We start from the raw sequence: 25791 nt of genomic DNA, 5'->3' as shown, positions 1-25791 counted from the left end.
AGCCGATGACATCAAAGAATGGGATTGGCTCCTCTGGAAGGTCCATTATCCGCTTGCGTTAAGGCCATTATGACGATCAGCTTATTTTCGCGGTCAGGCTCTTGGTGCGCGTATAGCTCCGTAGTGCCTGGAAGCCCTTCTCGCGCCCGAAGCCAGAAAGCTTGTTGCCGCCGAAAGGCACCTCTATGCCGCCTGCGAAGTATTCGTTGATATAGACTTGGCCGGCATCGATATCGCGCGCCATGCGGTGCGCGCGGCCGAAATCGCCGGTGTAGATTCCCGCAACGAGGCCGAAGTCCGTCCCGTTCGCCACTGCGACGGCCTCCTCTTCATCCTCGACCACCTGCACCGAAAGGACAGGTCCGAAGATTTCCTCCTGGACGACCGGATCGTCGGCACTCACAGCGTCCAGGATGGTCGGCTGGAAGAACCATCCCTTGCCGTTCTCCGGATCCGACGCCCGCGAGCCACCTGCCGCGATCGCAATGCCGCGCGTCCGCGCGCCCTCGATATAGCCCTCGATCTTGACGAGATGGGCAGCCGAGCTCAACGCACCGACCTCAGGGCGACGCAGGCCATGGCCAAGCCTGAGGCTGCCGGCACGGGCCGAAAGACGCTCGACCATCTCGGCGTGGATCTTCCGTTCGACGACAAGGCGCGATCCCGCCGAGCAAATCTGCCCTGCATTTTCGTAGATGGCACCGAGCACGCCTTCGACGGCCGCATCCATATCCGCATCGGCCATGACGATGAGCGGCGACTTGCCCCCAAGCTCAAGCACGACGCTGGCGACATTGGCTGCAGCCGACTGCATCACGCGGATTCCGGTCGCAACCGATCCCGTGAAGGTGACGTGGCGGACATCGGGATGAGCAACCAGGGGGCCACCGGCCTCTGCGCCGGTTCCTGTGATGACATTGCACACGCCGGCAGGTAGGCCGGCACGCAAGAGAATGTCAGCGAGCATAAGGGCCGTCAGCGGTGTCTGCTCGGCCGGCTTGGCGACGACGGTGCAGCCGGCGGCAAGCGCTGGCGCAATGCTGCGCGCCGCCGTCGAAAGCGGGTAATTCCAGGGAATGACATGGGCCGTGACGCCGACCGGTTCCTCGATCGAATAGCCGATGTAGTCGGCGCCGATCGGGAAAGTGTCGCCCTGGATCTTGTCGGCAGCGCCTGCGTAATATTCGAAGCAGCGTACGGCGCCGGCGACATCGCCCTCGGCTTCCTGCAGGGTCTTGCCGCTATCGAGGCTCTCCACCACCGCGAGCCGCCCGGCTTCCGCCCGGATGATCTGTGCGGCGCGAAAGAGGATCGCCCCGCGCGCGCCGGCCTTTGTCCACCCCCATTCTCGCCCGGCACGACGTGCCGCGGCAACCGCCCGATCGACGTCATCGCCATTGCCGGCAGCGAACGAATGATATGCCCGGGATGCACCCGGATCGAACGTCTCCATCATTCGCCCGCCTGAGGCGGCAACGAAGCCGCCGTCGATGAAGTGGCCGGAGGGCAATCCGGCAAGCGTGCCGCTGGAGAAGTATTCGGCAACCAGAGCCTCTGTGGTCATCTCAATTGACCTCGCTGATCTTGTAGGAGGAGCGCGCCAGCCATTCGGGATCGATTTCCACGCCCCAACCGGGCTCGTCCGTCACCGTGGCCTTGCCATCGACGATTGTGTAGGGCGACTTGCGGAAGAGGCCATCCTGCCATGGATAGTAGTCCTCGCCTTCGATAGAGAATTCGAGGTACTTGCCGCCATTCGGGATAGCGCGCAGCAGGTGCATCGTGAAGATCGTGACCATCGACAGGTTCGCGGCATGCGGGGTGACGGGAAGACCCGCCGCCTCGGCCATGCGCACGACACGCAGAGTGCGACTGATGCCGCCGAGATAGCAGATGTCGGGCTGGACGATATCGACCGCCCTCATGTCGATCATCCGTTTCCAGGTCGCAAGATCGCAATCCTGTTCGCCGCCTGTAACATCGATGTCGAGGGCATCGGTGACCTCTTTCGTCTGCTCGAGTTCCCAATATGGGCACGGTTCCTCATAATGCACGAGGCCGTTGTCCTGCATGATCTTACCGACTTCTATGGCGCGCGCAGGGCTGTAGCAGGAGTTGGCGTCAGCAAGCAGGTCAGCCCCGGCCCCGACCGCCTTCGCAATGGTCGGAATGATCTCTTCTGTGCGACCGGGCCACTCGTCTTCATTGCGGCCGCATTCTGCTCCGACACGGAACTTGAACGCAGTGAACCCGTACTCGTCGCGGAGGCGCTTGAAGCGCTCGGCTTCCTGCGTCGGGGTAATGTCGCGTTTCATCGAGGAGGCGTAAGCGTGAATGGTGCCGGCCGAACCACCAAGCAGCTCTGCGACCGGCTTGCCAGCCTGCTTGCCGCGCAGGTCCCAGATCGCAGTATCGAGCCCACACATGGCGCGATAGAGGTAGGAGCCCGGAAACTTGTGCTCGCGTTCGAAAACGCGGTCGAGGTGGTCGTCGAGATCGGTGATCCGCGCGCCGAGTGTGTAGGGCGCGACCTGGCGATGCAGCACTTCGGACGTCAGGTCGGAATTGTAGGTCGAGACCTGTCCCCAGCCGGTCGCACCGGTTTCGTCGGTGACCCGGACGAAACCGACATAGCGATTGCAGAATGTCTCGATGCGCGTGATCTTCATGGCCCTACGATCTTTTGATGCTTGCTGGCTAAGGGCGCCGGACACTCGTTTGAAGAGCACTTGACGCCGCGAACTGGTACGACAATCATCGCAAATTCCTTGGGCAGTAAGGTCCACTATGCTTTTACGAGCGGACCACTATTGCTGGGAAAAAGTGGAGCCGAGTTCGGCCGGGAGGGGCGTGATGGTGAAGTATCCGGGCGGGGCGCTTTTACCCACGCTGCAGTTCGACCGAAATTCGAGGACACCGATTAGCGTCCAGCTCGGCTCAGCGCTCCGCGACATGATCTTAAGCGGCAGGCTGCAGCCGGGAGAGCGCTTGCCGTCCAGCCGGACGCTCGCCAAGGACCATGGCGTGTCGCGCACCACGGCTATCAGTGTCTACGAGCAACTCGCTGCCGAGGGATTGATCCGTTCCAACATCGGGGCTGGCGCCTATGTGGCGGAGACCTTGCGCGACGGACGCCCTACTCCGACGCCGAGCAAAGGGCTCGACGAAATCCGCAGCCCGCCGCGACTTGCACAACTGAGCGCCGATGCGTCTGAGCATTATTATCCACGTCTCGCGCATCCGGAAAATCCCCGGCCCTTCATCACCGGCATTCCTGCCTTCGACGAATTCCCGATGGCCCTCTGGGCAAGCATGGCGGCGCGCTATTGGCGCCAGCCGCGCAATCTCCTGCTCGGCTATCCGCCGCCGGAGGGCCTTATGGAATTGCGCCGTGCCGTCGCCATGCACCTGCGCGCCAACCGCGGCATCGCTTGCGAGCCGGAGCAGGTCTTCATTTTCAATGGTGCCCAGGACGCATTCAACCGGATCGGCAACACGCTGCTCGATCCGGGCGATACGGTCTGGATCGAGAACCCCGGTGCGATCGGCGCCCGCAACAGTCTGATTTCCTCAGGCGCCAGGCTTGTTCCGCTGAGCATCGACGAAGAGGGCATCAATGTCGCCGAGGGGTTGGAAATCGCGCCGGAGTTCCGACTGGCCTTCGTGACGCCGGCACACCAGCACCCACTCGGCGTGACGATGAGCCTGCAGCGCCGCTTCGAACTGCTGCGCGCCGCCGAGCGGGCGGGCGCGTGGATCATCGAGGACGACTATGTCGGGGAATTCCACTATGCCGGTCATCCGCCGCCAACGCTGAAGAGCGTCGATACATCGGGCCGCGTCATCTATGTCGGTAGCTTTTCCAAGACGTTGTTTGCCGCCCTTCGCCTCGGATATGTCGTCGCCCCACCTGGCCTCGTCGACGTGTTCTACCGTATCGCCGGGGCAACCCTGCAGGGTTCGGCCGCAAGCCTCCAGTCGGTTGTTGCAGGCTTCATCGAAGCCGGCCACTTCTCCAGTCACATCCGCCGCATGCGGCGCGTCTATGCCGAACGGCTGCAGGCGTTGCTCGACGGCGCGGCGCGACATATGGAGGGCTTGATGGAGGTCGCCCCGACCGAGACCGGCTTCCATACGGTTGGTCGTCTCGCCGCGGATTTCGAGGAGCTTGCCGTCGCACGGCGCGCCGCCGACCACAATATCCTCGTCTCCCCGATCAGCCGGTTCGCGATCACGCCGGTGAGCCAGCGCGGCCTGATCCTCGGATTCAGCTCCGCGCCGCCTCGAATGATCGCAAGTGCTACGGAAACCCTCGGTATGGTTTTGAAGGATATGCGCAAACAGCAAGCCCGCGGGCGTGCAAGTGCCTAGCGCGCATCCTCGAGAATGAGATCGGCACCCTTTTCACCGACCATGATCGTTGGCGCATTGAGGTTACCCGAAGTGATCCGCGGAAAGATCGAGGCGTCGACCACACGCAAGCTCTCGAGACCATGCACGCGAAGGCGAGGATCGACCACGGATGCGGACGCGTCCGCGCCCATGGCGCAGGTGCCGCAGGGATGGAATACGGAGCCGGAGCGCGCTCGAATGTCGGCGATCAGCGCCTCGTCGCTCAGGACCTCGGGCCCGGGGCGGATTTCGCTTTCGATGATTTCCCGCATCGGCCCGGTCTTCGCGAGACGCCGCAGGAAGTGCGCGCCTTCCAGCAATTCCTGCACGTCCTCCTCCGTCGACAGATAGTTCGGCTGAATTTCGGGCGGCGCAAAAGGATCGGCCGATCGGATGGCAAGCTGCCCAAGGCTCGTCGGGTGGCAATTGGAGACGCCGACGAGGAAGCCCGCAAACGGATCCGGGCTCATCAAGGCCCTCTTGCCGGGAACGGCGCGGGTGTAGCTGACCGGCGAGAAATAGAGCTGCATGTTCGGCCGCGTGCGTCCGGGGTTGGTGCGGAAGAAGCCTCCGCCTTGGTTGACGCTAAGCGAGAGCGGGCCGCTCAAGGTCAACACATAGCGCAACCCGACCTTCAGCCGGCCCCACCACGGTCGCAATACATCGTTGAGCGTCGGCTGGGTACTTTTGTAGAGATGGTCGAAGCCGATATGGTCTTGCAGGTTTCGCCCGACATTCGGCGCGGGCAGCACCACATCGAGGCCATGACGCCGCAAGAGCACGGGATCGCCGACCCCTGAGAGCTGCAGGAGTTGCGGCGTGTTAACGGCTCCCGCCGAAAGGATGACCTCACGTCGAGCGCGAATGCTTCGCAGCTCGCTTCCTTGCCGATATTCGATGCCCACAGCTCGCTTGCCGTCGAAGAGGACGCGTGTCGCATGGGCAGCCTTGATCACGCGCAGGTTCGACCGGGCGCTGGCAGGCGCGAGGTAGGCGGTCGCGGCAGAGCAGCGAAAACCCTTGCGCGTCGTGATCTGATAGATGCCGATGCCTTCCTGCGTTGCGCCGTTGAAATCCTGGTTCCGGACAAGCCCCGCCTCCACACCGCCGGCAAGATAGTTCTGGCAGAGGGGATGCGCGACATCTTCGATATTGGTGATCGTCAGCGGGCCGCCCCGGCCGCGCCATTGGTCGGCACCGGAAAGATTATCCTCCATGCGTTTGAAGAATGGCAGTACGTCCTCGTAGGCCCAACCTGGATTTCCAAGAGCACGCCAACCGTCGAAATCCTGAGCCTGACCACGAATGAAGACCATGGCATTAATCGAGCTCGATCCGCCGACCACTCTGCCGCGAGGCCAGTAGCTTTGACGGCCGTCGAAACCAGGAACGGGTTCCGTGAGGTACTTCCAGTTCAGCGTATTGTGGTAGAAGGTCTTGCCATAGCCGATCGGCATCCGGACCCAGAAATTGAGGTCGCTTCCCCCTGCCTCGAGCAGCGCGACTTTGTGGCGCCCGTCCGCAGAAAGACGGTTTGCGAGTACGCAGCCTGCCGACCCTGCTCCGACGATCACGTAGTCGAATTCATCCATGTCTCTGATCCCGCTCCCGCTGGCCGGCATCGCCGCCCTATCCTCTTCCATCGGGATCGCTACTCCAAACTGGTGCCACCGTCAGCATCCATTTCGATAGCGCTGTCATACCAATTTGCACGAGCCGGTTTGTCAGCAGCATCGATTTCGCCGCCGAAGGCCGGTTGCCCAAAAACATCGCCGTGACACTCGCCGGACGAGGACGAGGCGGTCCATCCCCCACATGGCTGCGTTACTCGATCTTGAACGCGTTTGCAGTTTAGCTTTCGTTTGCTTTCGCTCTTGGCACGAGCATGGCCCTCGCCGTTCCGAAGCTGCTGGCAGCACTGCTCGTGTATCTACCTGATCCTTTCAACAGGGATTCGAGCTTGAAGGGGCGGTCGGCGAGTGACGCTTGCGATTTCAAGCCTGGAGAATGGCTATGTTAACTGGTGACGTGCGTCCGAAGACGCTCGACGGCATCAAACGCCTTGCTGCCGAAATCGGCAAGGAGCGGGGCATCAAGCATTCGGTTGCGCTTGATCTCGCAGCCCGAGCTGCAAGCTTTGCAAATTTCCGACATGCACAAAGGGTGCTCGTCCTGCGTGACGGGCAGCCTCTGGGGTCCTATGTGCTGCTTAGCCGATACTGGCATGACAAGGAGAAACGCCAAAGCGGTCGCGAGACGTTGAGGATCGACCTGCCGAGCGCAATCCTCGAAACGACTTATTGTTGAGAACGCACCACTAAGGGATATCATCGCCTGACCGGATACGTGCTTCAATGGGCCTCGCGCCTTCGCGTGCTATTTGTCAATGGAACGTCCATGTCCGAGATTTTCAGCGTTTTCAATGCCGATCAGGCCTACACGACCGCACCGCACGATCATGAGGAATTCATGGTCCTGATGCCGAAACGAGGCGTCATGCGGTTCACCGACGAGGAGAATGGCCGCTCCGCAACCATCGCCGAACACCAGTTCCTGTTTGTTCCGCCGGGTTGGGGGCACTCAACGGCAGCGTTAAGCAACCGGCAGCGGCATTTCGCTTTCTATGTCGAGCCGGACTATATGCGCCATGCGCTACGCGACATCTGCGGTCGCTCGGCATCCGGCACTGGTGTGCCCGCAATGGGAAGTTGGCAGGCCGGTCCTGCGCTGCGCCACCTGCTTTGCGCGAGAGGAGCCTTCGAGACGGCGAACAACGCCGCCCATCAGCAGGCTCGGCGGGAAGGCGCCGACCGACTCCTCCTGCTCGAATGCATGATCACCGCCTGCGTCGAGCCCGCCCTTCATCGTGCATCGCCCGAGCAGCATGGCGCAGCGCTTGTCCGCAATGTCTGCACCCATCTTGCGGAGAACCTCGACCAGCCGGTCTCGCTGGATGATCTCGCCGCGATCTTCAACCTGTCGCGCCGCCACCTCACCCGGCTGTTCTGCGAGCATACGGGCGAAACGGTCCTTGCCCATCTGCAACGCCTGCGCATGCGGCGAGCACAGGAGCTGCTGCGGCACACGCGCCTCTCTGTGCTGCAGGTCGCCGGAGCCGTGGGCTTCCAGTCGCCCTCACATTTTTCTGCCCTCTTCGCGCGCGAGGCCGGCATGAACCCCGATCAGTGGCGCCGTCAGGCAAGAGCCAACGCCTAAAGGCCCGATCACCGCTGAAACATGGCCCGATCGCGCGCGACGGCTGCATCCGGTGAGGCTAATCTGTGGCGAACGGCTACGGGAGGCTCGGCATGGACAGGCAGGTAGAGGTTGTCAGCGTTTTCATCGCCGGCCCGGGCGGCGGCAACCCGGCACCGATCGTCGCCGATGCGGCCGGCATGTCCGATGTGGAGATGCAGGCTGTGGCACGCGCCCATGGCCATGAAAGCGGCTTCGTTCTCCCCCCGCCGCCGGAAGCGCCGAATTGTGACTTCACCCTTCGCTTCTGGGTTCCCAACCACGAAATGTCCATGTGCGGCCACGCGACGGTCGGTGCCGTCTGGCTGCTCGACCGGCTCGGGCGGCTTCCTCGCGATCACATATGGATCGCCACCCAAAGCGGCCTGGTAGAAGCACGGGTCATCGAGCGTGGAGAACAGGGGGCCATGGTCGAGGTAAGCCAGCCCGCCGGCATCGTCGAGCCCCTGCCCGATCCTGAACCGGACCGGGACGATATTCTCGCCGCGCTCGGGGTGACCGCCGATGCTCTTGCCGATTTTCCGATATGGAACGCCCGCACCAGCCGAGTGAAAACCCTCGTCCCGCTGAAGACTGTCGCGCTTCTCGACGGGCTCCGGCCGGACTTCTCTCGCATGGAAAGCCTGTGCGAGCGGATCGGATCGACCGGCCTCTATCCCTATGCGGCCGACGATCTCGCCGGTCGGGTCTTCGCCGCCCGCCAGTTTCCAAAATCATCCGGCTATCCGGAAGACGCCGCAACGGGCATCGCCGCCGCCGCCCTCGCCTTCGGCTTGCTGGCTGTTGGTGCGGTCACGGCAACAGAACAGCCGATCCGCATCCGCCAGGGCTTTGCGATGCGGCGACCGTCCGAAATCAGCGTGCGCTTCCGTATCGAGGACGGCCGCGCGACGGGATGCTGGATCGGCGGCGCCGTGCGCCGCGACGATGCGGAAAACCGGTCATGATCCCGTTTGCCACCCGGTACGGCTTTGCGCGCACCGATGTCCGGCTCGACAACTGGCGCAAAGCGCCGTGGAGCACCTGGTCCTTCGGCCATGTGCGCGAACTGGTGCCCTCCGCCCGCATTGCTACTGCTGCCCCATCAATGGACCAGGCGATCGGCGATCCGTATGGGCTTCTGGAGGCGCCGTTAGCCTTTGCGGGCGAAGACCGGACAATCGCGGCAGCCCTGAGGCAGACCTCCACCGATGCACTGGTGGTGATGAAGAACGGCCACGTCATTGCCGATTTCTACGCGCCGTATATGGCCCCGGACAGCCGTCACATCGTCTTTTCGATCAGCAAATCGGTAACGGGGCTTCTCGCCGGCATCGTCGAAGGCGACGGCTTGCTCGACCCGGACGCGCCGGTCAGCGCCTATGTCCCGGAGATCGCCGGTTCGGCCTATGCGGATGCGACCGTGCGCCACCTGCTCGACATGCGCGTCAGCCTCAATTTTGAGGAAAGCTATCTCGACACGACAGGTGCCTATGGCCGTTATCGCCGCGCCGTGCTCTGGAACCCGCCGCAGGCGGGAGACATCGACCCGACGATGCTCGGTTTCCTGCGCACGCTGCGCAAGGGATCCGGCGCGCACGGCGGCGCCTTCTGCTACCGTTCGCCGAATTCGGACATGCTCGGCCTGGTCATTGAGCGCGCCAGCGGCCAGCGCTACATCGATCTCGCCACAGAGCGGCTCTGGAAACCACTTGGCGCCACACAGGATGCGGAGATCACCGTTGACGCGACGGGGGCAGCCAGAGCGGCCGGTGGTGTCTCGATGACGGCAAGGGACCTCGCCCGCCTCGGCGAGATGATGCGCCGGGGCGGCCTCTCCACCACCGGCCAGCGCATTCTTCCCGCCGCCTGGGTGGACGACACCGTCCGCACCGGGGGCAGCCGTCAAGCCTGGCAGGAATCCGGCGATGCCTGGCTTCCGAATGGCCGCTACCGCAACCAATGGTACCAGATAGGAAACCCCACCGACGCCTTCGCGGCCGTTGGCGTGCATGGCCAATGGCTCCATGTCGATCCGTCCGCCGGAACGGTCATCGCCAAACTTTCCTCGCAACCTGAACCAAGCGATGAGGCCTGCGACCGGCTGTGCCTCGCCTTGTTGGCGGAACTCTCGCGCGAAGCGGCCTGAGTGAATGCGTAAATTAGGTTACACTGAAGGGAATCGAACGCTCGCCCTCTTTGCTTGAGAAAACCTAATACGCTGAAATCGTTTAGCTTATCGCGCCGCCCCATCTCCGCAGAAGGGCCGATATGGGGCCATCTGCAGTCTGACTGCTTCCCGAGCGCAAGAGACGAAAGCAGCTTTGCCGCCGCAATTTGCCGGAGTCAGTTGTCGGCCCGAAGCAGACGTGGCGAAACGGTAATCCCGGGCTAAGCGATTTTGAGAGCGGCCAAGTCACCATTGCTCAGCGATGTCAAATTGGCTTCGATCTTCTCGATCGACCAATCCCACCAGGCAATATCGAGAAGGTCGTTTATCACGTCGGCAGGAAAACGCATCCTGATGACGGCCGCCGGATTGCCGCCAACCACGGCATAAGGTGGGACATCGCGAGCAACGACCGAGGCTGCGGCCACGATCGCACCCGCACCAATACGCACGCCGGGCATGATTGCCGCGTTGTGGCCGATCCAGACGTCATGGCCGACCACCGTGTCTCTGACAGGCAGGTCTTTGTAACCAAACGTCTCGGGCTTGAAGACCCGAAATGGATATGTTGTGAAACCAGTCATCGGATGATTGGCTGAACTGGTTATGAAATAGCTGCCCCGAGCAATTTGCACAAATTTACCGATCACCAGTCGCTCGCGACATCCGTGGCCGAGATAGGGGGCCAGTATCTGGGCCGTTTCTTGCGGTGCTCCAGAATGCGTAAAGTAGCTGAAGTCGCCGACTTCGATCCGCGGGTGGTCGATGACGTTCTTCAGGTAAACTGTGTCCGTATACACCCTGCCGTCAGGCAGGGTGATTGGGTGGATTACGTCCGCATTGAGGAGCGACATCAAGAACCTTTTCGACTGACCGAGTGTAGGGCAACCGGAAGCGCCCGGCGCGTTGGAAAAACTTGATCGATCTGAGCGGAGCGACGATATTGCTACTAACCTTTCAAATCCATCTCGCCGCCTCTATCGCTTCCATCAAATGTTTTCATCAGAGGTTTCACAGAGTGCGAGCATCCAATGACTATTTATGGCGCTTCTGCGCCAGGAGACCTATTGCCTAATGCGGCCATGAAGCCGCCCACCCGATCGCCCACCATGTCTCTGACTGTTCGATCTCCAGCATAAATGCATTGAAGCTTGTGGCTCAGCCCCATAAACCCTGCTGGGCAATTTCTATTTGATTGCGGCAGCCGATCCTCTGTCCTCGGAGCGAGTATCGGTTTGAATGGAAGCTGACAAAGGAATGCAGATGTCGATCACGGTCCAGAAAACAATCCCCGCTGCGCGAATGCATCAGTTCCACCAGATGGTCCAGCGGTGGCTTCAGGAAGGTCCGATCAAGCTCGCGACCAATGCCACGATCGCCGCGATGGACAATGCCGAAATTCCGAAGGAAGAGCAGGCGGCGATCATCGAGGACCGGGACATCATCATGAAACACAATATGCGACTCGGCCTGATCAGCGAAGTCTTCGCGGCGGCCATCGAAAAGGCCGTGAAATCATCCCGGTCAGGACATGAGGCGCAGGACGAGATCGCTCGATTGATCGTGACTGCAATCGGCATCCGTCAGGACGATGAGAGTGAGCTGGTCACCTTCACATTCGCTACTCAAAGCGAGGCCGATGCATTCAACGGGTTCGTCTGAAGGACGCGATCGGTGCTTCTGCGCGATGAACCCAATCGGCCCAACCAGTCATTCAGAACTGCGAGCGGATCATACCCGATAACCGCCATGTGATCTACGAAGATGGTCCGTCAGCCAGTCGATGAAGACACGAACCCTGGCCGTCAGTTTCTTCGATGAAGGATAAAGAATGGAGACTGGGGCGGCGTAGTCCGTCCAATCGTCCAGGACGCTGACGAGCGCCCCGGTATTCAGATGGGTGACTACTGTCGAGCGGAACAATTGCCCGATACCCAAGCCTGAAAGGATCATGGAGCGCTGGCCCGTACTGTCGTTTGAGAGCAGATTGGTGTCGCTGATTTCGACGACCCTATCACCTCGCTTGAACACGAGCGGCCGAGCCTCTCCAGTCAGGGCGGAAAAGTACCCGATGGTGTCGTGCCCCTGTCGAAGCTCTTCTGGCGTCACGGGCCGATCCCGCGTTTCGAGATAGGCTGGACTAGCGCAAGTGATCAAGCGATCTTCATAGATCGTCTTGGCAATCAGGGACGTATCCGGCAAATGGCCAACACGCAGCACGCAATCCACGGCTTCTTCGATCAGTGCAACCGGTCTGTCGCTGATCCCTATGACCAATTGGATGTCCGGATAGAGTGTACGGAATTCCGCCAGTGCTGGGATGACCAGGGTGTTGGCAAGCGATGAAGGTACGTCGATGCGGACACGTCCGCTCGGGCTCGCACTGCTTTCACGCACCGACAGATCGGCATCCTGCAGGCTGAGCATGACCTGGCCGACATGTTCATAATATGTCGCGCCCTCGGCGGTCAGGGCCACACTGCGCGTGGAGCGCTGCAGCAGTTTCGTGCCAAGATGTGTTTCGAGATCGGCCAGAAGTTTGCTGACTGTCGATTTCGGCATTTCGAGGCTCATTGCCGCCTTGGATAACGAGCCTGTCTCGACGATCCTCATGAACGCCCGGAGGGCGTTGAACTGATCCATGGCTTTCTTCGCCCTTCAATTGTCCATCGGCATGGAAAGTCATTCCACTGGGAGGCGCTAAATCTCTTGTCCATTGAAACGTAAATCCTGTCCACGACAAACGGCAGGAGTTGAGAATGTCAGACCAAGCCGCCCGCCGGGCGCAGATGCTGGAAGAACGTTATGGCCTCGGGCATGAACCGAAAGGCATCATTTGGAACGAGCAGATCGAGCACATGATGAACCACCGCTCGGTTCGACGATATCTTCCTGATACCTTGCCGGATGGTGCGCTGGAAACGATGGTGGCAGCAGCTCAGTCGGCCTCATCCTCATCCAATCTGCACATGTGGAGCGTAGTTGCTGTTACTGATCCGAAGATGAAATCGGAACTGTACCGGACATCCGGTCACGGCAATCCATTCATCGAAGTGGCTCCTGCCTTCCTGCTTTGGGTCGCGGACCAATCAAGAAACAATGCGATCTCGAAGGCGAATGGTGGAAGCGCCATTGTTCACGATCATCTCGATGCATTCGTGATGGCAACCATAGACACGGCACTTGCAGCGCAGAACGCAGCCCTTGCGGCGGAGTCGCTTGGATTGGGCACCGTCTACATCGGCGGGATGCGCAACAAGTCGAAGGACGTCGCCGATCTGCTGGGACTGCCTGATTACGCTTACGTCACGTTCGGCATGGTAGTTGGCTATCCGGCACCTGAGGCGCAGGGACGACTGCGACCGCGCCCATCCCAGGATGTTGTCCTACATCGAAACCGTTATGAAGCGGATCGGGCATCCAGAATTGCGGCTTACGAGGAACCTCTCAAGCATTTCCGCGAGGACCTCGGCATGAAGGAAAAGACCTTCGTCGAGGCGGTAGGCTCTTCCGCAAACGATCTGCTTTACATGGATGGGCGTGAAAACCTTCGGTCCACCGTCGAGGACAGAGGATTCAAACTCCTATAGACCATCGCTTGGCTCCAAGACCTCGCTGGAAGCTCCCTGCGAGCGAGGTATTATGACCGCTATTGGCGCGATGCGGAAGTGATAGGCAGACTGCCTGCTCTCAGGCGTCCGCCCGAATTGTCTCAACGGCCGAAATGAAGGCGCGAAGCGGCAGCGACCTGCGATTGCCAGTCCCTGGTCCAGCATCTCTCGTGAGGCTGCCAGTGATCTGCGCTACCTGACTGTGCCGGAAAGCAATTCGTCCAGTTGCTCCAACTGTTCCGGCAATGCGGCGGCACTGCCCTGAAGGGCTTCTTCAAGCGCCTCCGTCGACGGATATATTTCGTGGAAGGTTAGCAGCATCTTCCCGCCCTGATCGTCGAAAGTCACAGTCGTGACCGCGCCCTCTTCCCCTTCGTCATTGGTCCAGACAATGCGCTCATTTGATACCACCTCAAGATACTTGCCGTAAAAGGCCATCGTCTCCGAGCCACCGGCACCAAACTCCAGTCGATATTTACCGCCGGTGCGGACGTCCATGCGACACGATACGAGCAAAACACCAGTTGCCGATTTAGGCACCCACCAGCGCTGAAATAGCTCAGGCTCGCTCCACGCCCTGAACACCGTGCTCGCAGGCGCGTTGAATGTCCGTGTCACTGCGAGTTCGCGGTCTCCTCTACGCTCGACCAACACGCTGTTCTGGGTGCCGTATGCACTATTGAATTCCTTCATCTGATTTCTCCTCGGCTTGGCGGGCGAGTTTTCGGCGTGACCGCTCTTCATGACGACGTTCCGCAGAGACAGAGTCCGACACGCCACTGAGAAAAAGTCGTCGGACGGCGACTTTCTGCAGGCCCCGCGGCTCCGTCAATCAAAACTTTTGCGCCGCGGTCATGTCTCCTTCGAGGGCACAAAGCTGACGTTGCGAGTGAACAGGAGTTGGCTCGATCAAGATGCCTTCGCCCTCGCCTCGAACCATTTCGAACCGCCGCACCCCCATTTTTTAAAAAGTATCCGCTGAGAGCTGTTCAATGAGCCCTCGCCTTTGGCAAACTCAATTCTTACGGAATGAGTGTAGTGTTTTTACCAATTAGCGAGTTCAAAGATTTCACGACATCTCTGCTGTTAGGTGTTCAACACCTAAGCCTCGCCGGCCGCAAATGTTGCGTTGCGCAGTTTTGCAAAAAAGTATTTCTCAGGTAAGTTCCGCAAACAAACGCAACACGTCCATTGTTGCCTCCCTAGCAAATGGCTCGCTCACGAAATGGGCCATTTGGGCGTTAGGTTTCTGCATATGAAACCTAACGAAATGACGCCAATGCCGCGTCAAAATTCGATGTCAGTTTGGGAAAGTGGTCTGGCGCAAAAAGCGCGACTCAACCCTGTCCGCCGACGGTTTGCTCACGTCTGCCCACAGTCTCCGCTTTCAACCACTCCCACACCGCTCCAACGTCGTTATCATTCAGTCGCTCGGGACTGGACACGGCATACCAGCCGCGCCCAGTATCGAGTACCGCCGGAAAGGGCTGAACCAAGCTGCCGGTCGCAAGTGCGTCTTGAGCAAGGAAAATACTGGCGAGAGCGACACCCTGGCCAAGCTCGGCAGCAGCAAGTGCGATATCGCTGTCGCTGAAATTGGCGCCTCTCCAAACGGAACCCGGCGCAATCTCTCTGTCAGCCAGCCAGTCTGCCCAGCCGATAGGGCCTTCCTCATGGATCAGCGGCATCGTCAGGAGATCGGCTGGCTTACTGAGCACTCGCGCAAGAGCGGTCGCAGCAACGGGCGCGAGGCTGTTGCGAGCGATAAGAATGCTTTCGCTGCCAGGCGGCGGCTCGTGCGCATAAATGATGGCTATATCCACCTCCATCGTCTCGAAGTCTATAGCCGCGCCACTGGTATCCAGCCAAGGTTCGCAGGCCGGGACCGCAAGTTTCAAAGCCGTCAATCGCGGCAGAAACCAGCGCCGTGCTAAATCCCGCGGCGCGTAGATGACGACGCTGCCGGGTTTGCGATAGGGCTCCAGGCGCCGATAGCCCTCCTCCATCATCTCCAGGCACCGGCGCACCGTGCGATGGTAATCACGCCCGGCATCGGTGAGGCGCACCTCCCGGCCGACGCGCAGGAACAGCGGCTGGCCAATCTGCCCTTCGAGCAGGCGCATCTGATGGCTGATAGCCGATTGCGTCACGCCGATTTCCTCTGCCGCTCGACTGAAGCTTTCCAAGCGTGCCGCAGCCTCAAACCCCTTCATGAACTGGGTCGGGGGGATGTGGCGAAACTTCAACATGCATGAATTCCATTCATTAAAAACAGGAATGCTTCTCGTTTGTCTCGACAAATATCGAGATCAATAATGATCGCCATACATGAAAACGGGAGTCAATCATGGATACCACGACACCGCTGCAGCCGAATGCTAAGCTGCGGCGCCCAGGCGAATTCGAGCCGCATGCCAAGACCTGGATGGCCTGGCCGCACCGTGAGGACCTCTATGGCGCACGGTTGCCCGACATGCAGCGATCCTATGCCGAAGTCGCCGCAGTCATCGCGCAATTCGAACCTGTCAGTATGGTGGTCCATCCCGATCATACGCAAACCGCACGCGCCCAACTCGCCGATGCGATCGAGATCGTTGCGCTGCCGATCGACGATTCCTGGATCCGCGATTCCGGACCGACTTTCCTCAAGCGTACCGATGGCGGCCTCGCCGGCGCCTCCTGGCGGTTCAATGCATGGGGCGGCAAACACGCCCCCTTCGATGCCGACGATGCGCTCGCCGGCCGTATTCTGGCCTATGAGGAGGCCGACATCGTCCGATCCTTCCTCCACTGCGAAGGCGGCTCGCTGGCCTGCGACGGCGACGGAACCTTGATCGTCACCGAGACGAGCTTGCTCCATCCCAACCGCAATCCGGGCCTCTCCAAGGCGTGGATAGAGCAGGAGCTCATGCGCATGCTCCACGTCGAGAAGGTCGTCTGGCTGCCCGGCGATCCGCTCGATCTGGAGACGGACGGTCATGTCGATGGCATGTGCTGCTTCGTGCGGCCAGGCGTCGTGATGTTTGAATACAATCCCGATCCGACCGATCTGCACGGCCGCATCCTCGCCGACAATCTGGCGGCCCTCGGAAGCCAGACGGATGCGCGCGGACGCAACTTCGAAGTCATCCCCATCCCGGAAGCCTATGACGTGGAGGCGACCAGCGAGGTCTTCGCACGCTCGTACATCAATTTCGCGCTGACCAACGGTGGGGTCGTGATGCCAACCTTCGGGCGTCCATCCGGCGATGAGGCCAAGGCAGCGGTCGCCCGAGCCTTTCCGGATCGGCGGATCGTGACGGTCGATATGGGTGCCGTCGCCCCGGGCGGCGGAGCCATCCACTGCATCACGCAGGAGCAGCCGTTGTGACCGAACAGGTCCCCAACCTTTCACGCCGCAGTTTTATTGTGGCCGCTGCGGGCCTGGTGCTGCTGCCGGCAGCCCGAGGCCGTGCCGAATTGGAGACTATCGGAATGATAAACGTACCCGCCGAAGCTGACCCGCATGAAAGAACGTGGATGGCTTGGCCGTCGACGCCAAGCATTTACAAAGGCCCGGGCGCCTATTTCGAGAGCATTCAGGAAACGCTTGGCCGTTTGGCAGCGGCTATCGCGGAAAACGAGCCCGTTTCGATGGCCGCCCCAGCGGACCAGCATGCCTTGGCCGCTCGCCTGTGCGGACCGAAGGTCCAGCTCGTCGATATCCCGACCGACGATATGTGGGCACGCGACAGCGGACCTGTCTTTGTTCGCAAGGGAGACGACATCGCAGCCGTCGATTTCGGTTTCAACGGCTGGGGCAACAAGCAGGCGCATCCGCGTGACGGCAAGCTTGCAGCGCAGATCGCCACGTCGGCAGGCGCCGAACGCCTCGAACCGGGTCTCTGCGGCGAAGGCGGTGGCATCGAATATGACGGCGACGGCACGCTTCTCCTCACCGAAAGCTGCTGGGTGAACGACAATCGCAACCCCGGCCTGACGCGTGCCGAGATCGAGAAACGCCTCAAGGCCGTCCTCGGAGTCGAGAGTGTCATCTGGGTGCCCGGCGTGCGCGGGCTCGATATTACCGACGGGCATATCGACGGCTCGCTGCGCTTCGTGGAACCCGGCCTCATCGTGGCCAGCAGCTATCCCGGCGACACGTCGGAATGGGCGCAGGCCCATGACGCGGCCCTCGCGATCCTGGCGAAGACGCGTGATGCACGCGGCCGCACGTTCCAGATTGTCTCCCTTCCCTCGGCAACCCAGGTTCGCTCGACGAGCGATGATTTTTTGAGCAGCTACGCGAACTACTATGTCGGCAACGGCGCGCTCTACACCCCGCAATTCGGCGACAGGAAGGCCGATGCGCTGGCCAAGGACGTACTCGGCCGGCTGCATCCGGGCCGCCGCATCGTCCAACTCGATGCCGATCGCATCTACGAAAACGGCGGTGGCATTCACTGTGTCACGCAACAGCAACCCCGATAACCTGCCTTTAGAAATGGAGAATGACGATGAAACGCTGGCTCGCGCTTGCAACGGCATGCCTTTTCACGACCTCGGCTTGGGCAGAGGAAAAGGTGCTCTACCTTTACTCCTGGGAATCCTATTTCAGCGCCAAGTCTATCGCCGCCTTCGAGAAGGAAACAGGCATCAAGGTTTCCTATGACCTGTTCGATTCCAACGACATTGTCGAGACCAAGATGCTGACCGGTAGATCGGGTTACGACCTCGTCACCGTCAACCTCACACCGCATTTCCTGCGCCAGCTGCCCGTCGGCGTTTGGGCGCCGATGGATCGCGCGCGTCTCACCAACCTCGGCAATCTCGATCCTGCGGTTCTGGCGCGCGGGGCCGAAGTCGATCCCGACAACGCGCATAACGTGCCGTGGATGTGGGGCACGACCGGCGTCGGCTACAATGTCGAGAAGGTAGAAGCGATCATGCCCGATGCGCCGGTCGACAGCCTGCGCATGGTCTTCGATCCCGAAGTCGTCGAGAAATTCGCGTCCTGCGGCGTCGGCATGCTCGACGATGCCGAGCAGGTTCTGGGCCTCGCCCTCATATATCTCGGGCTGAATCCGGACACGACCGACAAGGAGGAACTGGAGAAAGCCGTCAAGGTTGTCTCCAAGGTTCGGCCATATGTACGCAAGTTCCACAGCTCCAGCTATGTCAACGACCTCGCCAGCGGCGACCTTTGCCTCGCCATAGGCTTTTCCGGCGATATGCTGATCGCTACCAGCCGCGCGAAAGAGGCAGGCAAGCCGTTCAGCATCGCATATCGCCTGTCGAAGGAAGGCAATCTCGTCTGGTCGGACGTCCTCGCCATCCCGGCCGACGCAGCCCATCCTGAAGCCGCGCACGCCTTCATCGACTTCTTCATGCGCCCGGAAATCGCCGCGATCGCGGCCACGGAGACCGGCTTCTCCACCGCCAACAAGGCCGCACTCGCCTTGCTGGACGAGAATCTGCGAACGAACCCAGATCTCTACCCCTCGGATGAGGTACAAAAAAGACTACATCTCCCAAGGGCGCTGAGCCCGAAGGCACTGAAAATGTGGACCTTTGCATGGGACCGCGCAAAAGGTGTGCGATAGCCTCGTCAGAAGGATTTTTCCTCTCGCAGTAGAACAATGCGTCAAAACTGAAGGCTAGGCCGGAGCGAAAAAATCACTCCGGTGAGCCCAAGAGCGCTGAAGAAGGCTATTAATGAAGCTTGTCGAAGCGTCGATTGCAGAACTGCGCGAAGCGCTCCAGATAGCCGGTCGATGACGGATATGCTCGAACTGCTCGACGTTATCGTCGCCGACGATCCCGAGACGCACGGTGACCTCCGGCGCCGCCAGACCTGGGTCAACATCCCCAAGGCCTCCGAGGCCCGGCCGTCGTCCTATCCGGATATTGCCGTAACCGCGAGCCTTGCCGGCAAGCGCTTCGGCCTGCCGGCGATGTATATCAATGCCGATCCTGAGGTCGGAACCGGCGAAACGGTCGGGATCGGCGGTGCGACCGGCCAGAAGACTGCAACCCGCGCCTCGATGATTGTGCTCTGCAATGCAGCGCGTGCCGCACTTGAGGCGGCGGGGGCCGAGATGGTGGTCACGGATTTCCCTGTTGTCAGCAATTACGAGGGCGACCAGGCCGACACCCCATCGCGCCCACACGGTCCTCCATACGCTCGCATTCGTCGCCTTAACGCGATCTGAACCCGCGCCCTCTCGTTGACGAACTTCTATGTCCGTATGAATGGGCGAAGCTTTGAACGGGACCGGTTCTGAAACAGTTTGACGTCTTCAAGCTTCTCTTGAAGCCAGATAGTTCGTCGCAATCTCCCGCAGTCTGTCTCGGCCGAACCAGGCGCCATGACCGCCATGGACGACGCCGACGTCAAGCTCTGAAAGACGCTTCATCGTAACCTTGTAGGCTTCGATATCGCATCCCGGCAAATCATCCACGAGGCCGCCCTCATATATGGCGTCCCCACTGAAGAATTCCCCCGTCCTTTGGTCGAGCAGACCGATGGAACCGGGAGAATGGCCGGGAAGATGCAGAACCATGTAACTGGCGTCGCCGATGTCGATAACGTCGTTCTCCGCCAGGATTCTGGTGAGCGGAGCCGGCGATATTTTGTAAGCTTCCGGCGTCATGCCCGTGGGGGCTGCTGCGGTCAAAGCGCCCGGCTGCTTGCGAAAATACTCGGCAAGTGTTTCCGCATCCGGCATGCGCGCGAAGGCCTCGGCTTCGGCCACATGGCCCAGCCGGATATCGAACTCATGAAACGAACCGACGTGATCGACGTGCACGTGGGTCGCCACCGCAACTAAGGGCTTGCCTGAGCGTAGGTCCAACGCGCTCCTGAGATGATCGAGACCCATGCCGAAATCGATGACGAGGTCTGCATCCTTGCCGACGACGTGGAACATGTTCGCCTGGAAGAATTTATGGACATGCGGCTCGTAAATCCGGGTAACCCGATCCGAAATCACATCCTTTGAAAACCAGTTCATATTGCTCAAGGTCGCCTCGCTCAATGCAGCAACTTACCGAGGAAGCGCTTCGTGCGCTCGTGCGTTGGCGCGGAAAACAGGATGTCGGGCGTGTTGCGCTCGATAATCTGGCCGCCATCCATGAAGACCACTTCGCTGGCGACCTCGCGCGCAAAATTCATCTCATGCGTGACACAGACCATGGTCATGCCATCAGCGGCGAGCGAAATCATCGTGTCTAGCACTTCCTTGACCATTTCGGGATCGAGCGCCGAGGTCGGCTCGTCGAACAGCATGATGCTGGGGTTCATGCAAAGCGCGCGTGCGATGGCGACACGCTGCTGCTGGCCGCCGGAAAGCTGGCCAGGATATTTGTCGGCTTTTTCCGGAATGTGCACGCGTTCGAGATATGTCATGGCGATCTCGACGGCCTGCTTCTTCGCTAGCTTGCGCACCCAGCGCTGAGCAACCGTGCAGTTTTCCAGAACCGTCAGGTGCGGAAACAGGTTAAAGTGCTGGAAGACCATGCCGACGTCGCTGCGCACACGATCGATGCGCTTGAGCTGGCTGGTCAATTCGACGCCGTTGACGATGATCGAGCCCTCCTGATGCACTTCAAGACGGTTCATGCAGCGGATCAGCGTCGATTTGCCCGAGCCCGATGGACCGCAGATGACGATGCGTTCGCCCTTGTTCACGGTCAGATCGATGCCCTTGAGGACCTGGAAGGCGCCGTACCATTTGTTGACGCCGGCAACCTGAATTGCGGTTTGCGTGTTCATATCCTACCCGTGGGTTTGCCGCGATCAGCGATAGCCGCGCGAAAGCACATATTCGATGCGGTTTTGGGCAAGCGTCAGCACCGAGACGATGACGAGATAGTAGACAAGGGCTGCGCCGTACCATTCGAGGAAGCGGAAGCTGGTGGCGATCGCGAATTGCGAGACCGTCATCAGTTCCTTGAGCGAGATTACGGTGGCAAGCGACGTGGTCTTCAAAAGCGAGATGAACTCGTTCATCAGCGCGGGAACCGCGATCCTGAGTGCCTGCGGCATGGTGATGACCAGGAAGATCTGCCAGCGATGCATGCCGAGCGCGGCCGCCCCCTCCCGCTGCCCATGTCCCACGGCGGCAAAGGCGCTGCGCAGGATTTCCGCCAGATAGGCGATCTGGATCAGCGACAGCGCCAGGAAGGCCGCGAAAAACGGCGTGAACCAGCCCGCGCGGAAGATTTCGGAAATCTGCGGCAGGCCGTTCCAGACGAACAGCAGCACAAGCAGTGCAGGTGCGCCGCGAAACAGCCAGACATAGAGCGTCGCCAGCCAGCGGGCGGAGCGGCGCGGTGAGCCTGCCATGGAACCAAGCCCCATGCCGAGCACGAGGGAGACGGCCATGACACAGAGGGAGAGGCCGATCGTCAGGAGTGCCCCCTTGAAAAGGGGGGCACTAAAGATCGCCTGCAGGAAGAGATCGAGCTGGAACAACGGAAACCGCCTATTGTCAGTTTACGTCGTGGGAAACGTCGGTCGAGGTTTCCGGCAGGTTCCATTTCTTGAGAAACGCCTTCATCTCGCCGCTCGCCTGCAAGGCCTCGATCGCTTCCTTCAGCATCTGCCGGTCGCTATCGCTTTTGCGCAGGTAGATGCCGTAGTTCTCGCTTTCCTCGTAGGTATAGGGAATGGCCAGCCGGCCCGGCACCTGCAGCATGCGATAGGCAGCGGTTGTGTCCTGCGTGATCGTGGCGGTCGCGCGACCGACCAGGATCTGCTCGATGACGCCCGACGCGGACGGATAGGTCTGCGCCTGGATCGGTTCCTTGCCGGCAGCTTCCAGTTCGGCATTGAGGTCGGCGACCGTCTTCTCGTAGGTCGTGCCGGCTTCGATCGCCATGATCTTGCCACTGACATCGGCCGGGACTTTCGTCTCCGTGTCGCTTGCTGCCGTGACCAGCACGACGTGTGAGCCGAAATACGGAATGCCGTCGTATTTTTCGAGGCGGGCCGGCGTGATCATGATGCCGCTCGCGACGAGGTCGCAACGCTTGGAATCGAGTGACGGAAGCAGGCCCTTGAAGTCGCCGACGACATATTCGGCCTTCGCACCCCACCGTTTGGCGATCGCGTCCATGACATCGATCTCGAAGCCGACAAGGTCCTTGTCGCCCGGATTTTCATAATATTCCATCGGCGGGAATTCGCCGCTGGTGCAAATCTTCAAGACGCCACCCGATACGAAATCGGGCTTCTGGTCGGCGGAGAGAGCCGTGCCGGCGCTGAGCACAGAGGCGAGCATGGTGCCTGCCAAAAGCGACATTTTCATTCCCAGTTTTGCATTCATCATGGTCGTGTTCCCTTGTCTTTGATGTCTTGCATCGGTGTTTTATGAAGTCGTATACGAGTGCCTTTCGCAAACAAGCTAAATGTTTTCCCGCTGAAATCGCAGAAAAACTAAACTGTCTGATCAGCCGACGGCGTTGAGAATCTGGCCGTATGTCTCGGTGTCGAATGCGGGGAGGATGAGGGGCTCGACATGTCCGTCCCGGCGCGCCGTGAGCACGTATTGCATCATCGCTTCATTGCTCGGCATTTCGAAAACCTGCATGAAATCATAGGTCCCAAGCAGGGCGTAGAAGGCGATCGACCGCCCGCCGAGCGCTGCAACGCGGTCCTCGCTGACCTTCCGGCGCTTGGCACTATCGGTCAGTTCGGCAAGCCCCTTCTGCGTCAGGCGCATCAGCGAAACGTACTTCTGGATCTCGCTCATGCCTTGGAATTCCTAAGCTTCTTCAGGCCTTCGAGCACCGCTGCGGTATCGGTCAGCGCGCCGAAAATGCCGTTCTCGACGGTGACCATGTGCAGGGCGGCCTCATGGGCATATTGATCGCCGCTGGCGCAGGCATCCGAGATCGTCAGGCACTGGAAATTCCGGTCGCAGGCTTCGCGCAGCGTCGTGTGCACACAGACGTCGGTGGTGCAGCCGGAAAACAACAGATGCGTGATGCCCTGCGCACGCAAGACATGCTCGAAATCAGTGTAGGTGAAGGCGCTGTTGCAGGTCTTGTCGACAATGATGTCTTCCGGTCGCACATCGAGTTCGGGAACGATCTGGAAACCGGGGCTCGACCGCAGCAGCGCCGTCGTGCCCTCAAGACCCGACCGCTGCCGGCGCCATTTTTCATAAGGGGTCATATCCGCGAGGTCTTCGCGGTAACCCTGTCGCGTGTGGATGATCTGGATGCCCGCCTCACGGCAGGCAGCGATGAGCTGGTTTACCGCGGGAAGGATCGCGCGCAGCGGTGCGGGATCATATCCCTGCTTGGCGAAATAACCCGTGGTGGAAAGGAAATCCTCCTGCAGATCGATGACGATAAGCGCTGTTTTGCGCGCATCAAGATTGCCGTCGTAGGGATAGTCGAATGGTTTTGCCGAGATCATGGACACGCTCCTCTTTGTCGATGGGATAGCACCCCTGACAGTTTTAAAAAATCAATTTAAAATCACCGATATCGTTCTATAATGCTAAACGATCAGTCGGATATCGAGATGAGCCGCCTTCCGCCCTACCTGCAATATCTGCCCGCTTTCGAAGCGACTGCGCGCCTCGGCGGTGTGCGCCAGGCGGCGGAGGAACTGAACCTCAGCCCGAGCGCCATTTCGTTGCAGCTCAAGAAGCTGAGCGACGCGACGGGGATCCTCCTGTTCCGCAAGTCCGGCCGGAATGTTGCCCTCACCCAGGCGGGCCGAGATTTTTCGCAGACCGTAGCGATCTCCTTGGGGCAGCTCGATACGGCGACGCGGGCATCACGGAAGCTAACCTCCGGCGACCAGCCTGCGTCGCTGTCGGTTTCCGTGCCGACCGCGCTCGGGATTGCCTGGTTGACAGCAGCCATCGTGGATTTCGCGCAGTCGCACTGCATTTCCAACCTCACCATCAACGAGGCGATCACCGCCGCGGAGGTGGATTGGGCGGAGAACGATCTGGCTATTGTCTACGACAATCCGCCGTTCACCGGAAAATACTGGCGCTCGCTCAGCGAGGTTCGGCTCTGTGCCGTATGCTCGCCGACCCTGTTTCCGCGGCTCGACCTGCGCAATCGCGAAAGGAAGCTGAGTTCGGTCGCACTGCTGCATGAAGATGACGGTGGGGAATGGGCAAAATGGTCCGTCGCCGCGCGGATCGCCCTTGAAGGCAATACCCGTGTCCGGGTGACTTCGGTCGCACAGGCTATCGCCTCCGCCGTTCAGGGCCGCGGCGTGGCGCTGGTCTCGGATGTCCTGACGCGAAACTATCTGAGCGAAGGGCGGCTTATCCAGCCGTTTGCCACCACGATCAATGCGGCGCGGGAATATTATATCGTCTGCCCTGTCGATCGTGCGAGCGACCCTGTCCTACGCGCGCTGGCCGATCGTATTGTCGAGCAGCTACGGCCGGGCCGTGACCAGAATGCCTGATCCGTTGAACGTCAATTGAGGGAAGAGACCGATGGCGCTGCCACCCCTTCATGCATTTCGCGTCTTCGAAAGCGTCGCGCGGCTCGGCAATGTCAGCGCGGCGGCGGCGGAACTGCATGTTACGCCCGGCGCCGTCAGCCAGCAGATCCGCGCGCTCCAGGTGACGCTCGGGGTCGACCTCTTTCAAAAGCGTGGCCGGCAATTGGCTTTGACGCCGAGCGGAAGCCAGCTCCAGCGCTCCGTGGCCAGCGCCATGGATGCGATCCATACCGGCGTGCGTCAACTCTCGGCGCAAAAACATGGCGCGGCAAAGCAGGCGCTCACCATCTCCATCCCGCAGGTGCACGGCGTCGCCTGGCTCGCCACGCGGCTTTTCACCTTCATGGCGGAAAGCCCGAATTTTCAGTTGAAAGTCCTTACCTCCAGCCATTTCCACGGCGTCGACTGGCGCAAGACGGATGTCGCGATCGTCTACGGCATGCCGCCATGGCCGGGCTTTTGGTGGCGCTTGCTGCATGGCATTCACATGACGCCGGTTTGCAGCCCGCAACTCCTGCGCGGTCCGAACGCGATCCGCCAGCCCTCGGACCTCGCTTATCACAGGCTGCTGCACGAGGATGACGGCTCGCAATGGCGACGTTGGCAGGCCGAAGCCGGCATTCCCTATGCGGGGGAATCCGACGTGCATTTCGACGACTTCGGCATCGTGCTCCAGGCCGCCCGAGACGGATTTGGCGTCGCCCTCAGCGACGAAGTCGTGTCAGCACGCGATCTCGACGAAGGCCGGCTGGTGCAGCCGCTGCGCCTGAGCGTGCCGGCCCTCCACAACTACTATTGCATTTGCCCGGAAGCGAAGCGTGAAGTCGCCGAGGTCAGCTCCTTCGTCAACTGGCTCATCGAAGAAGCGGCCTCGCCACTAGGATCGCAGGCAGTCCAACACAACGTGTCCATCTAGTCTCTTG

The 25791-nt window shown here is 60.5% G+C and carries 26 protein-coding genes; 13 read left to right on the top strand and 13 right to left on the bottom strand.

Annotated features, from left to right (window positions below; translation table 11 throughout):
- Window positions 1–76: 76 nt before the first annotated feature.
- A complete protein-coding gene (locus MUU55_RS25365; RefSeq protein ID WP_244763571.1) occupies window positions 77–1564 on the bottom strand; it encodes an aldehyde dehydrogenase family protein in 1488 nt (495 codons plus the stop codon).
- 1 nt (window position 1565) lies between these two features.
- On the bottom strand, window positions 1566–2669 hold the full coding sequence (locus tag MUU55_RS25360) for a mandelate racemase/muconate lactonizing enzyme family protein (protein ID WP_244763570.1): 1104 nt from the start codon (window positions 2667–2669) through the stop codon (window positions 1566–1568).
- A gap of 118 nt (window positions 2670–2787) precedes the next feature.
- On the opposite strand from MUU55_RS25360, the gene pdxR reads away from it, so the two are divergent.
- Window positions 2788–4371 carry a MocR-like pyridoxine biosynthesis transcription factor PdxR gene (pdxR, locus tag MUU55_RS25355; RefSeq protein ID WP_425314234.1) on the top strand — a complete coding sequence of 528 codons (1584 nt, stop codon included), beginning with the start codon at window positions 2788–2790 and terminating at the stop codon, window positions 4369–4371.
- Here pdxR and MUU55_RS25350 read toward each other — a convergent pair.
- Complete coding sequence (locus MUU55_RS25350) at window positions 4368–5984, bottom strand: GMC family oxidoreductase (RefSeq protein ID WP_244763568.1); 1617 nt, start codon at window positions 5982–5984, stop codon at window positions 4368–4370. The genes pdxR and MUU55_RS25350 overlap by 4 nt on opposite strands.
- A 421-nt stretch (window positions 5985–6405) precedes the next feature.
- Here MUU55_RS25350 and MUU55_RS25345 point away from each other — a divergent pair, with 421 nt between their 5' ends.
- The 4 genes from MUU55_RS25345 (at window position 6406) to MUU55_RS25330 (ending at window position 9775) form a co-directional block, all read left to right on the top strand.
- Window positions 6406–6699: a hypothetical protein gene (locus MUU55_RS25345; protein WP_244763567.1), complete on the top strand. Its 294-nt coding sequence runs from the start codon at window positions 6406–6408 to the stop codon at window positions 6697–6699.
- A gap of 90 nt (window positions 6700–6789) precedes the next feature.
- Entirely contained in the window at window positions 6790–7608 is an 819-nt protein-coding gene (locus MUU55_RS25340; protein ID WP_244763566.1) for an AraC family transcriptional regulator, read from the top strand.
- A gap of 92 nt (window positions 7609–7700) precedes the next feature.
- Window positions 7701–8594 carry a PhzF family phenazine biosynthesis protein gene (locus MUU55_RS25335; RefSeq protein ID WP_244763565.1) on the top strand — a complete coding sequence of 298 codons (894 nt, stop codon included), beginning with the start codon at window positions 7701–7703 and terminating at the stop codon, window positions 8592–8594.
- Window positions 8591–9775, top strand: coding sequence for a serine hydrolase domain-containing protein (locus tag MUU55_RS25330; protein WP_244763564.1), 1185 nt, complete (start codon window positions 8591–8593; stop codon window positions 9773–9775). Before MUU55_RS25335 ends, MUU55_RS25330 begins: the two co-directional genes overlap by 4 nt.
- A gap of 242 nt (window positions 9776–10017) precedes the next feature.
- Here MUU55_RS25330 and MUU55_RS25325 read toward each other — a convergent pair whose 3' ends face one another.
- Window positions 10018–10650 carry a CatB-related O-acetyltransferase gene (locus MUU55_RS25325; protein ID WP_244763563.1) on the bottom strand — a complete coding sequence of 211 codons (633 nt, stop codon included), beginning with the start codon at window positions 10648–10650 and terminating at the stop codon, window positions 10018–10020.
- Between the two features lie 409 nt (window positions 10651–11059).
- On the opposite strand from MUU55_RS25325, the gene MUU55_RS25320 reads away from it, so the two are divergent.
- Window positions 11060–11458, top strand: a complete 399-nt coding sequence (locus MUU55_RS25320; protein WP_244763562.1) for a hypothetical protein — start codon at window positions 11060–11062, stop codon at window positions 11456–11458.
- Window positions 11459–11527: 69 nt separating this feature from the next.
- Here the strand turns inward: MUU55_RS25320 and MUU55_RS25315 are convergent, their stop codons facing one another.
- The gene (locus MUU55_RS25315; RefSeq protein ID WP_244763561.1) at window positions 11528–12439 is read right to left on the bottom strand and encodes a LysR family transcriptional regulator; all 912 of its coding nucleotides are present in this window, start codon (window positions 12437–12439) and stop codon (window positions 11528–11530) included.
- A gap of 116 nt (window positions 12440–12555) precedes the next feature.
- On the opposite strand from MUU55_RS25315, the gene MUU55_RS25310 reads away from it, so the two are divergent.
- Window positions 12556–13386, top strand: a complete 831-nt coding sequence (locus MUU55_RS25310) for a nitroreductase family protein (RefSeq protein ID WP_244763560.1) — start codon at window positions 12556–12558, stop codon at window positions 13384–13386.
- A gap of 213 nt (window positions 13387–13599) precedes the next feature.
- On the opposite strand, the gene MUU55_RS25305 is transcribed toward MUU55_RS25310, so the two are convergent.
- Together MUU55_RS25305 and MUU55_RS25300 are read right to left on the bottom strand one after the other, a co-directional pair.
- Window positions 13600–14100: an SRPBCC family protein gene (locus MUU55_RS25305; RefSeq protein ID WP_244763559.1), complete on the bottom strand. Its 501-nt coding sequence runs from the start codon at window positions 14098–14100 to the stop codon at window positions 13600–13602.
- A gap of 644 nt (window positions 14101–14744) precedes the next feature.
- Entirely contained in the window at window positions 14745–15656 is a 912-nt protein-coding gene (locus tag MUU55_RS25300; RefSeq protein WP_244763558.1) for a LysR substrate-binding domain-containing protein, read from the bottom strand.
- A gap of 98 nt (window positions 15657–15754) precedes the next feature.
- On the opposite strand from MUU55_RS25300, the gene MUU55_RS25295 reads away from it, so the two are divergent.
- The 4 genes from MUU55_RS25295 (at window position 15755) to MUU55_RS25280 (ending at window position 19598) form a co-directional block, all read left to right on the top strand.
- On the top strand, window positions 15755–16777 hold the full coding sequence (locus MUU55_RS25295) for an agmatine deiminase family protein (protein WP_244763557.1): 1023 nt from the start codon (window positions 15755–15757) through the stop codon (window positions 16775–16777).
- 104 nt (window positions 16778–16881) lie between these two features.
- Window positions 16882–17877 carry an agmatine deiminase family protein gene (locus tag MUU55_RS25290; protein ID WP_280519119.1) on the top strand — a complete coding sequence of 332 codons (996 nt, stop codon included), beginning with the start codon at window positions 16882–16884 and terminating at the stop codon, window positions 17875–17877.
- A gap of 26 nt (window positions 17878–17903) precedes the next feature.
- Window positions 17904–18989, top strand: coding sequence for an extracellular solute-binding protein (locus MUU55_RS25285; protein WP_244763555.1), 1086 nt, complete (start codon window positions 17904–17906; stop codon window positions 18987–18989).
- A gap of 171 nt (window positions 18990–19160) precedes the next feature.
- The gene (locus MUU55_RS25280) at window positions 19161–19598 is read left to right on the top strand and encodes an amidase (protein WP_244763554.1); all 438 of its coding nucleotides are present in this window, start codon (window positions 19161–19163) and stop codon (window positions 19596–19598) included.
- Window positions 19599–19685: 87 nt separating this feature from the next.
- Here MUU55_RS25280 and MUU55_RS25275 read toward each other — a convergent pair whose 3' ends face one another.
- The 6 genes from MUU55_RS25275 to MUU55_RS25250 all read right to left on the bottom strand — a co-directional run bounded on the left by MUU55_RS25275 (window position 19686) and on the right by MUU55_RS25250 (window position 23812).
- Complete coding sequence (locus tag MUU55_RS25275) at window positions 19686–20399, bottom strand: MBL fold metallo-hydrolase (RefSeq protein ID WP_244763724.1); 714 nt, start codon at window positions 20397–20399, stop codon at window positions 19686–19688.
- A gap of 20 nt (window positions 20400–20419) precedes the next feature.
- Entirely contained in the window at window positions 20420–21160 is a 741-nt protein-coding gene (locus MUU55_RS25270; protein WP_244763553.1) for an amino acid ABC transporter ATP-binding protein, read from the bottom strand.
- 24 nt (window positions 21161–21184) lie between these two features.
- Complete coding sequence (locus MUU55_RS25265; RefSeq protein WP_244763552.1) at window positions 21185–21862, bottom strand: amino acid ABC transporter permease; 678 nt, start codon at window positions 21860–21862, stop codon at window positions 21185–21187.
- 16 nt (window positions 21863–21878) lie between these two features.
- Window positions 21879–22691 (bottom strand): transporter substrate-binding domain-containing protein, encoded by an 813-nt coding sequence (locus MUU55_RS25260; RefSeq protein WP_244763551.1) that lies wholly within the window; start codon window positions 22689–22691, stop codon window positions 21879–21881.
- A 147-nt stretch (window positions 22692–22838) separates the two neighbouring features.
- On the bottom strand, window positions 22839–23141 hold the full coding sequence (locus MUU55_RS25255) for a GYD domain-containing protein (protein WP_017276057.1): 303 nt from the start codon (window positions 23139–23141) through the stop codon (window positions 22839–22841).
- Window positions 23138–23812, bottom strand: a complete 675-nt coding sequence (locus tag MUU55_RS25250; protein WP_244763550.1) for a cysteine hydrolase family protein — start codon at window positions 23810–23812, stop codon at window positions 23138–23140. Before MUU55_RS25250 ends, MUU55_RS25255 begins: the two co-directional genes overlap by 4 nt.
- Before the next feature lie 108 nt (window positions 23813–23920).
- On the opposite strand from MUU55_RS25250, the gene MUU55_RS25245 reads away from it, so the two are divergent.
- On the top strand, window positions 23921–24829 hold the full coding sequence (locus MUU55_RS25245) for a LysR substrate-binding domain-containing protein (protein ID WP_244763549.1): 909 nt from the start codon (window positions 23921–23923) through the stop codon (window positions 24827–24829).
- A gap of 31 nt (window positions 24830–24860) precedes the next feature.
- Window positions 24861–25784: a LysR substrate-binding domain-containing protein gene (locus MUU55_RS25240; RefSeq protein WP_244763548.1), complete on the top strand. Its 924-nt coding sequence runs from the start codon at window positions 24861–24863 to the stop codon at window positions 25782–25784.
- The last annotated feature ends 7 nt before the right edge of the window (window positions 25785–25791 follow it).

This window comes from Shinella curvata, from assembly GCF_022899935.1.
In the GTDB taxonomy this organism is placed as follows: domain Bacteria; phylum Pseudomonadota; class Alphaproteobacteria; order Rhizobiales; family Rhizobiaceae; genus Shinella; species Shinella curvata.
The sequence above is the reverse complement of the archived record's forward strand: the minus strand, read 5'-3'. Positions and strand labels throughout refer to the sequence as shown.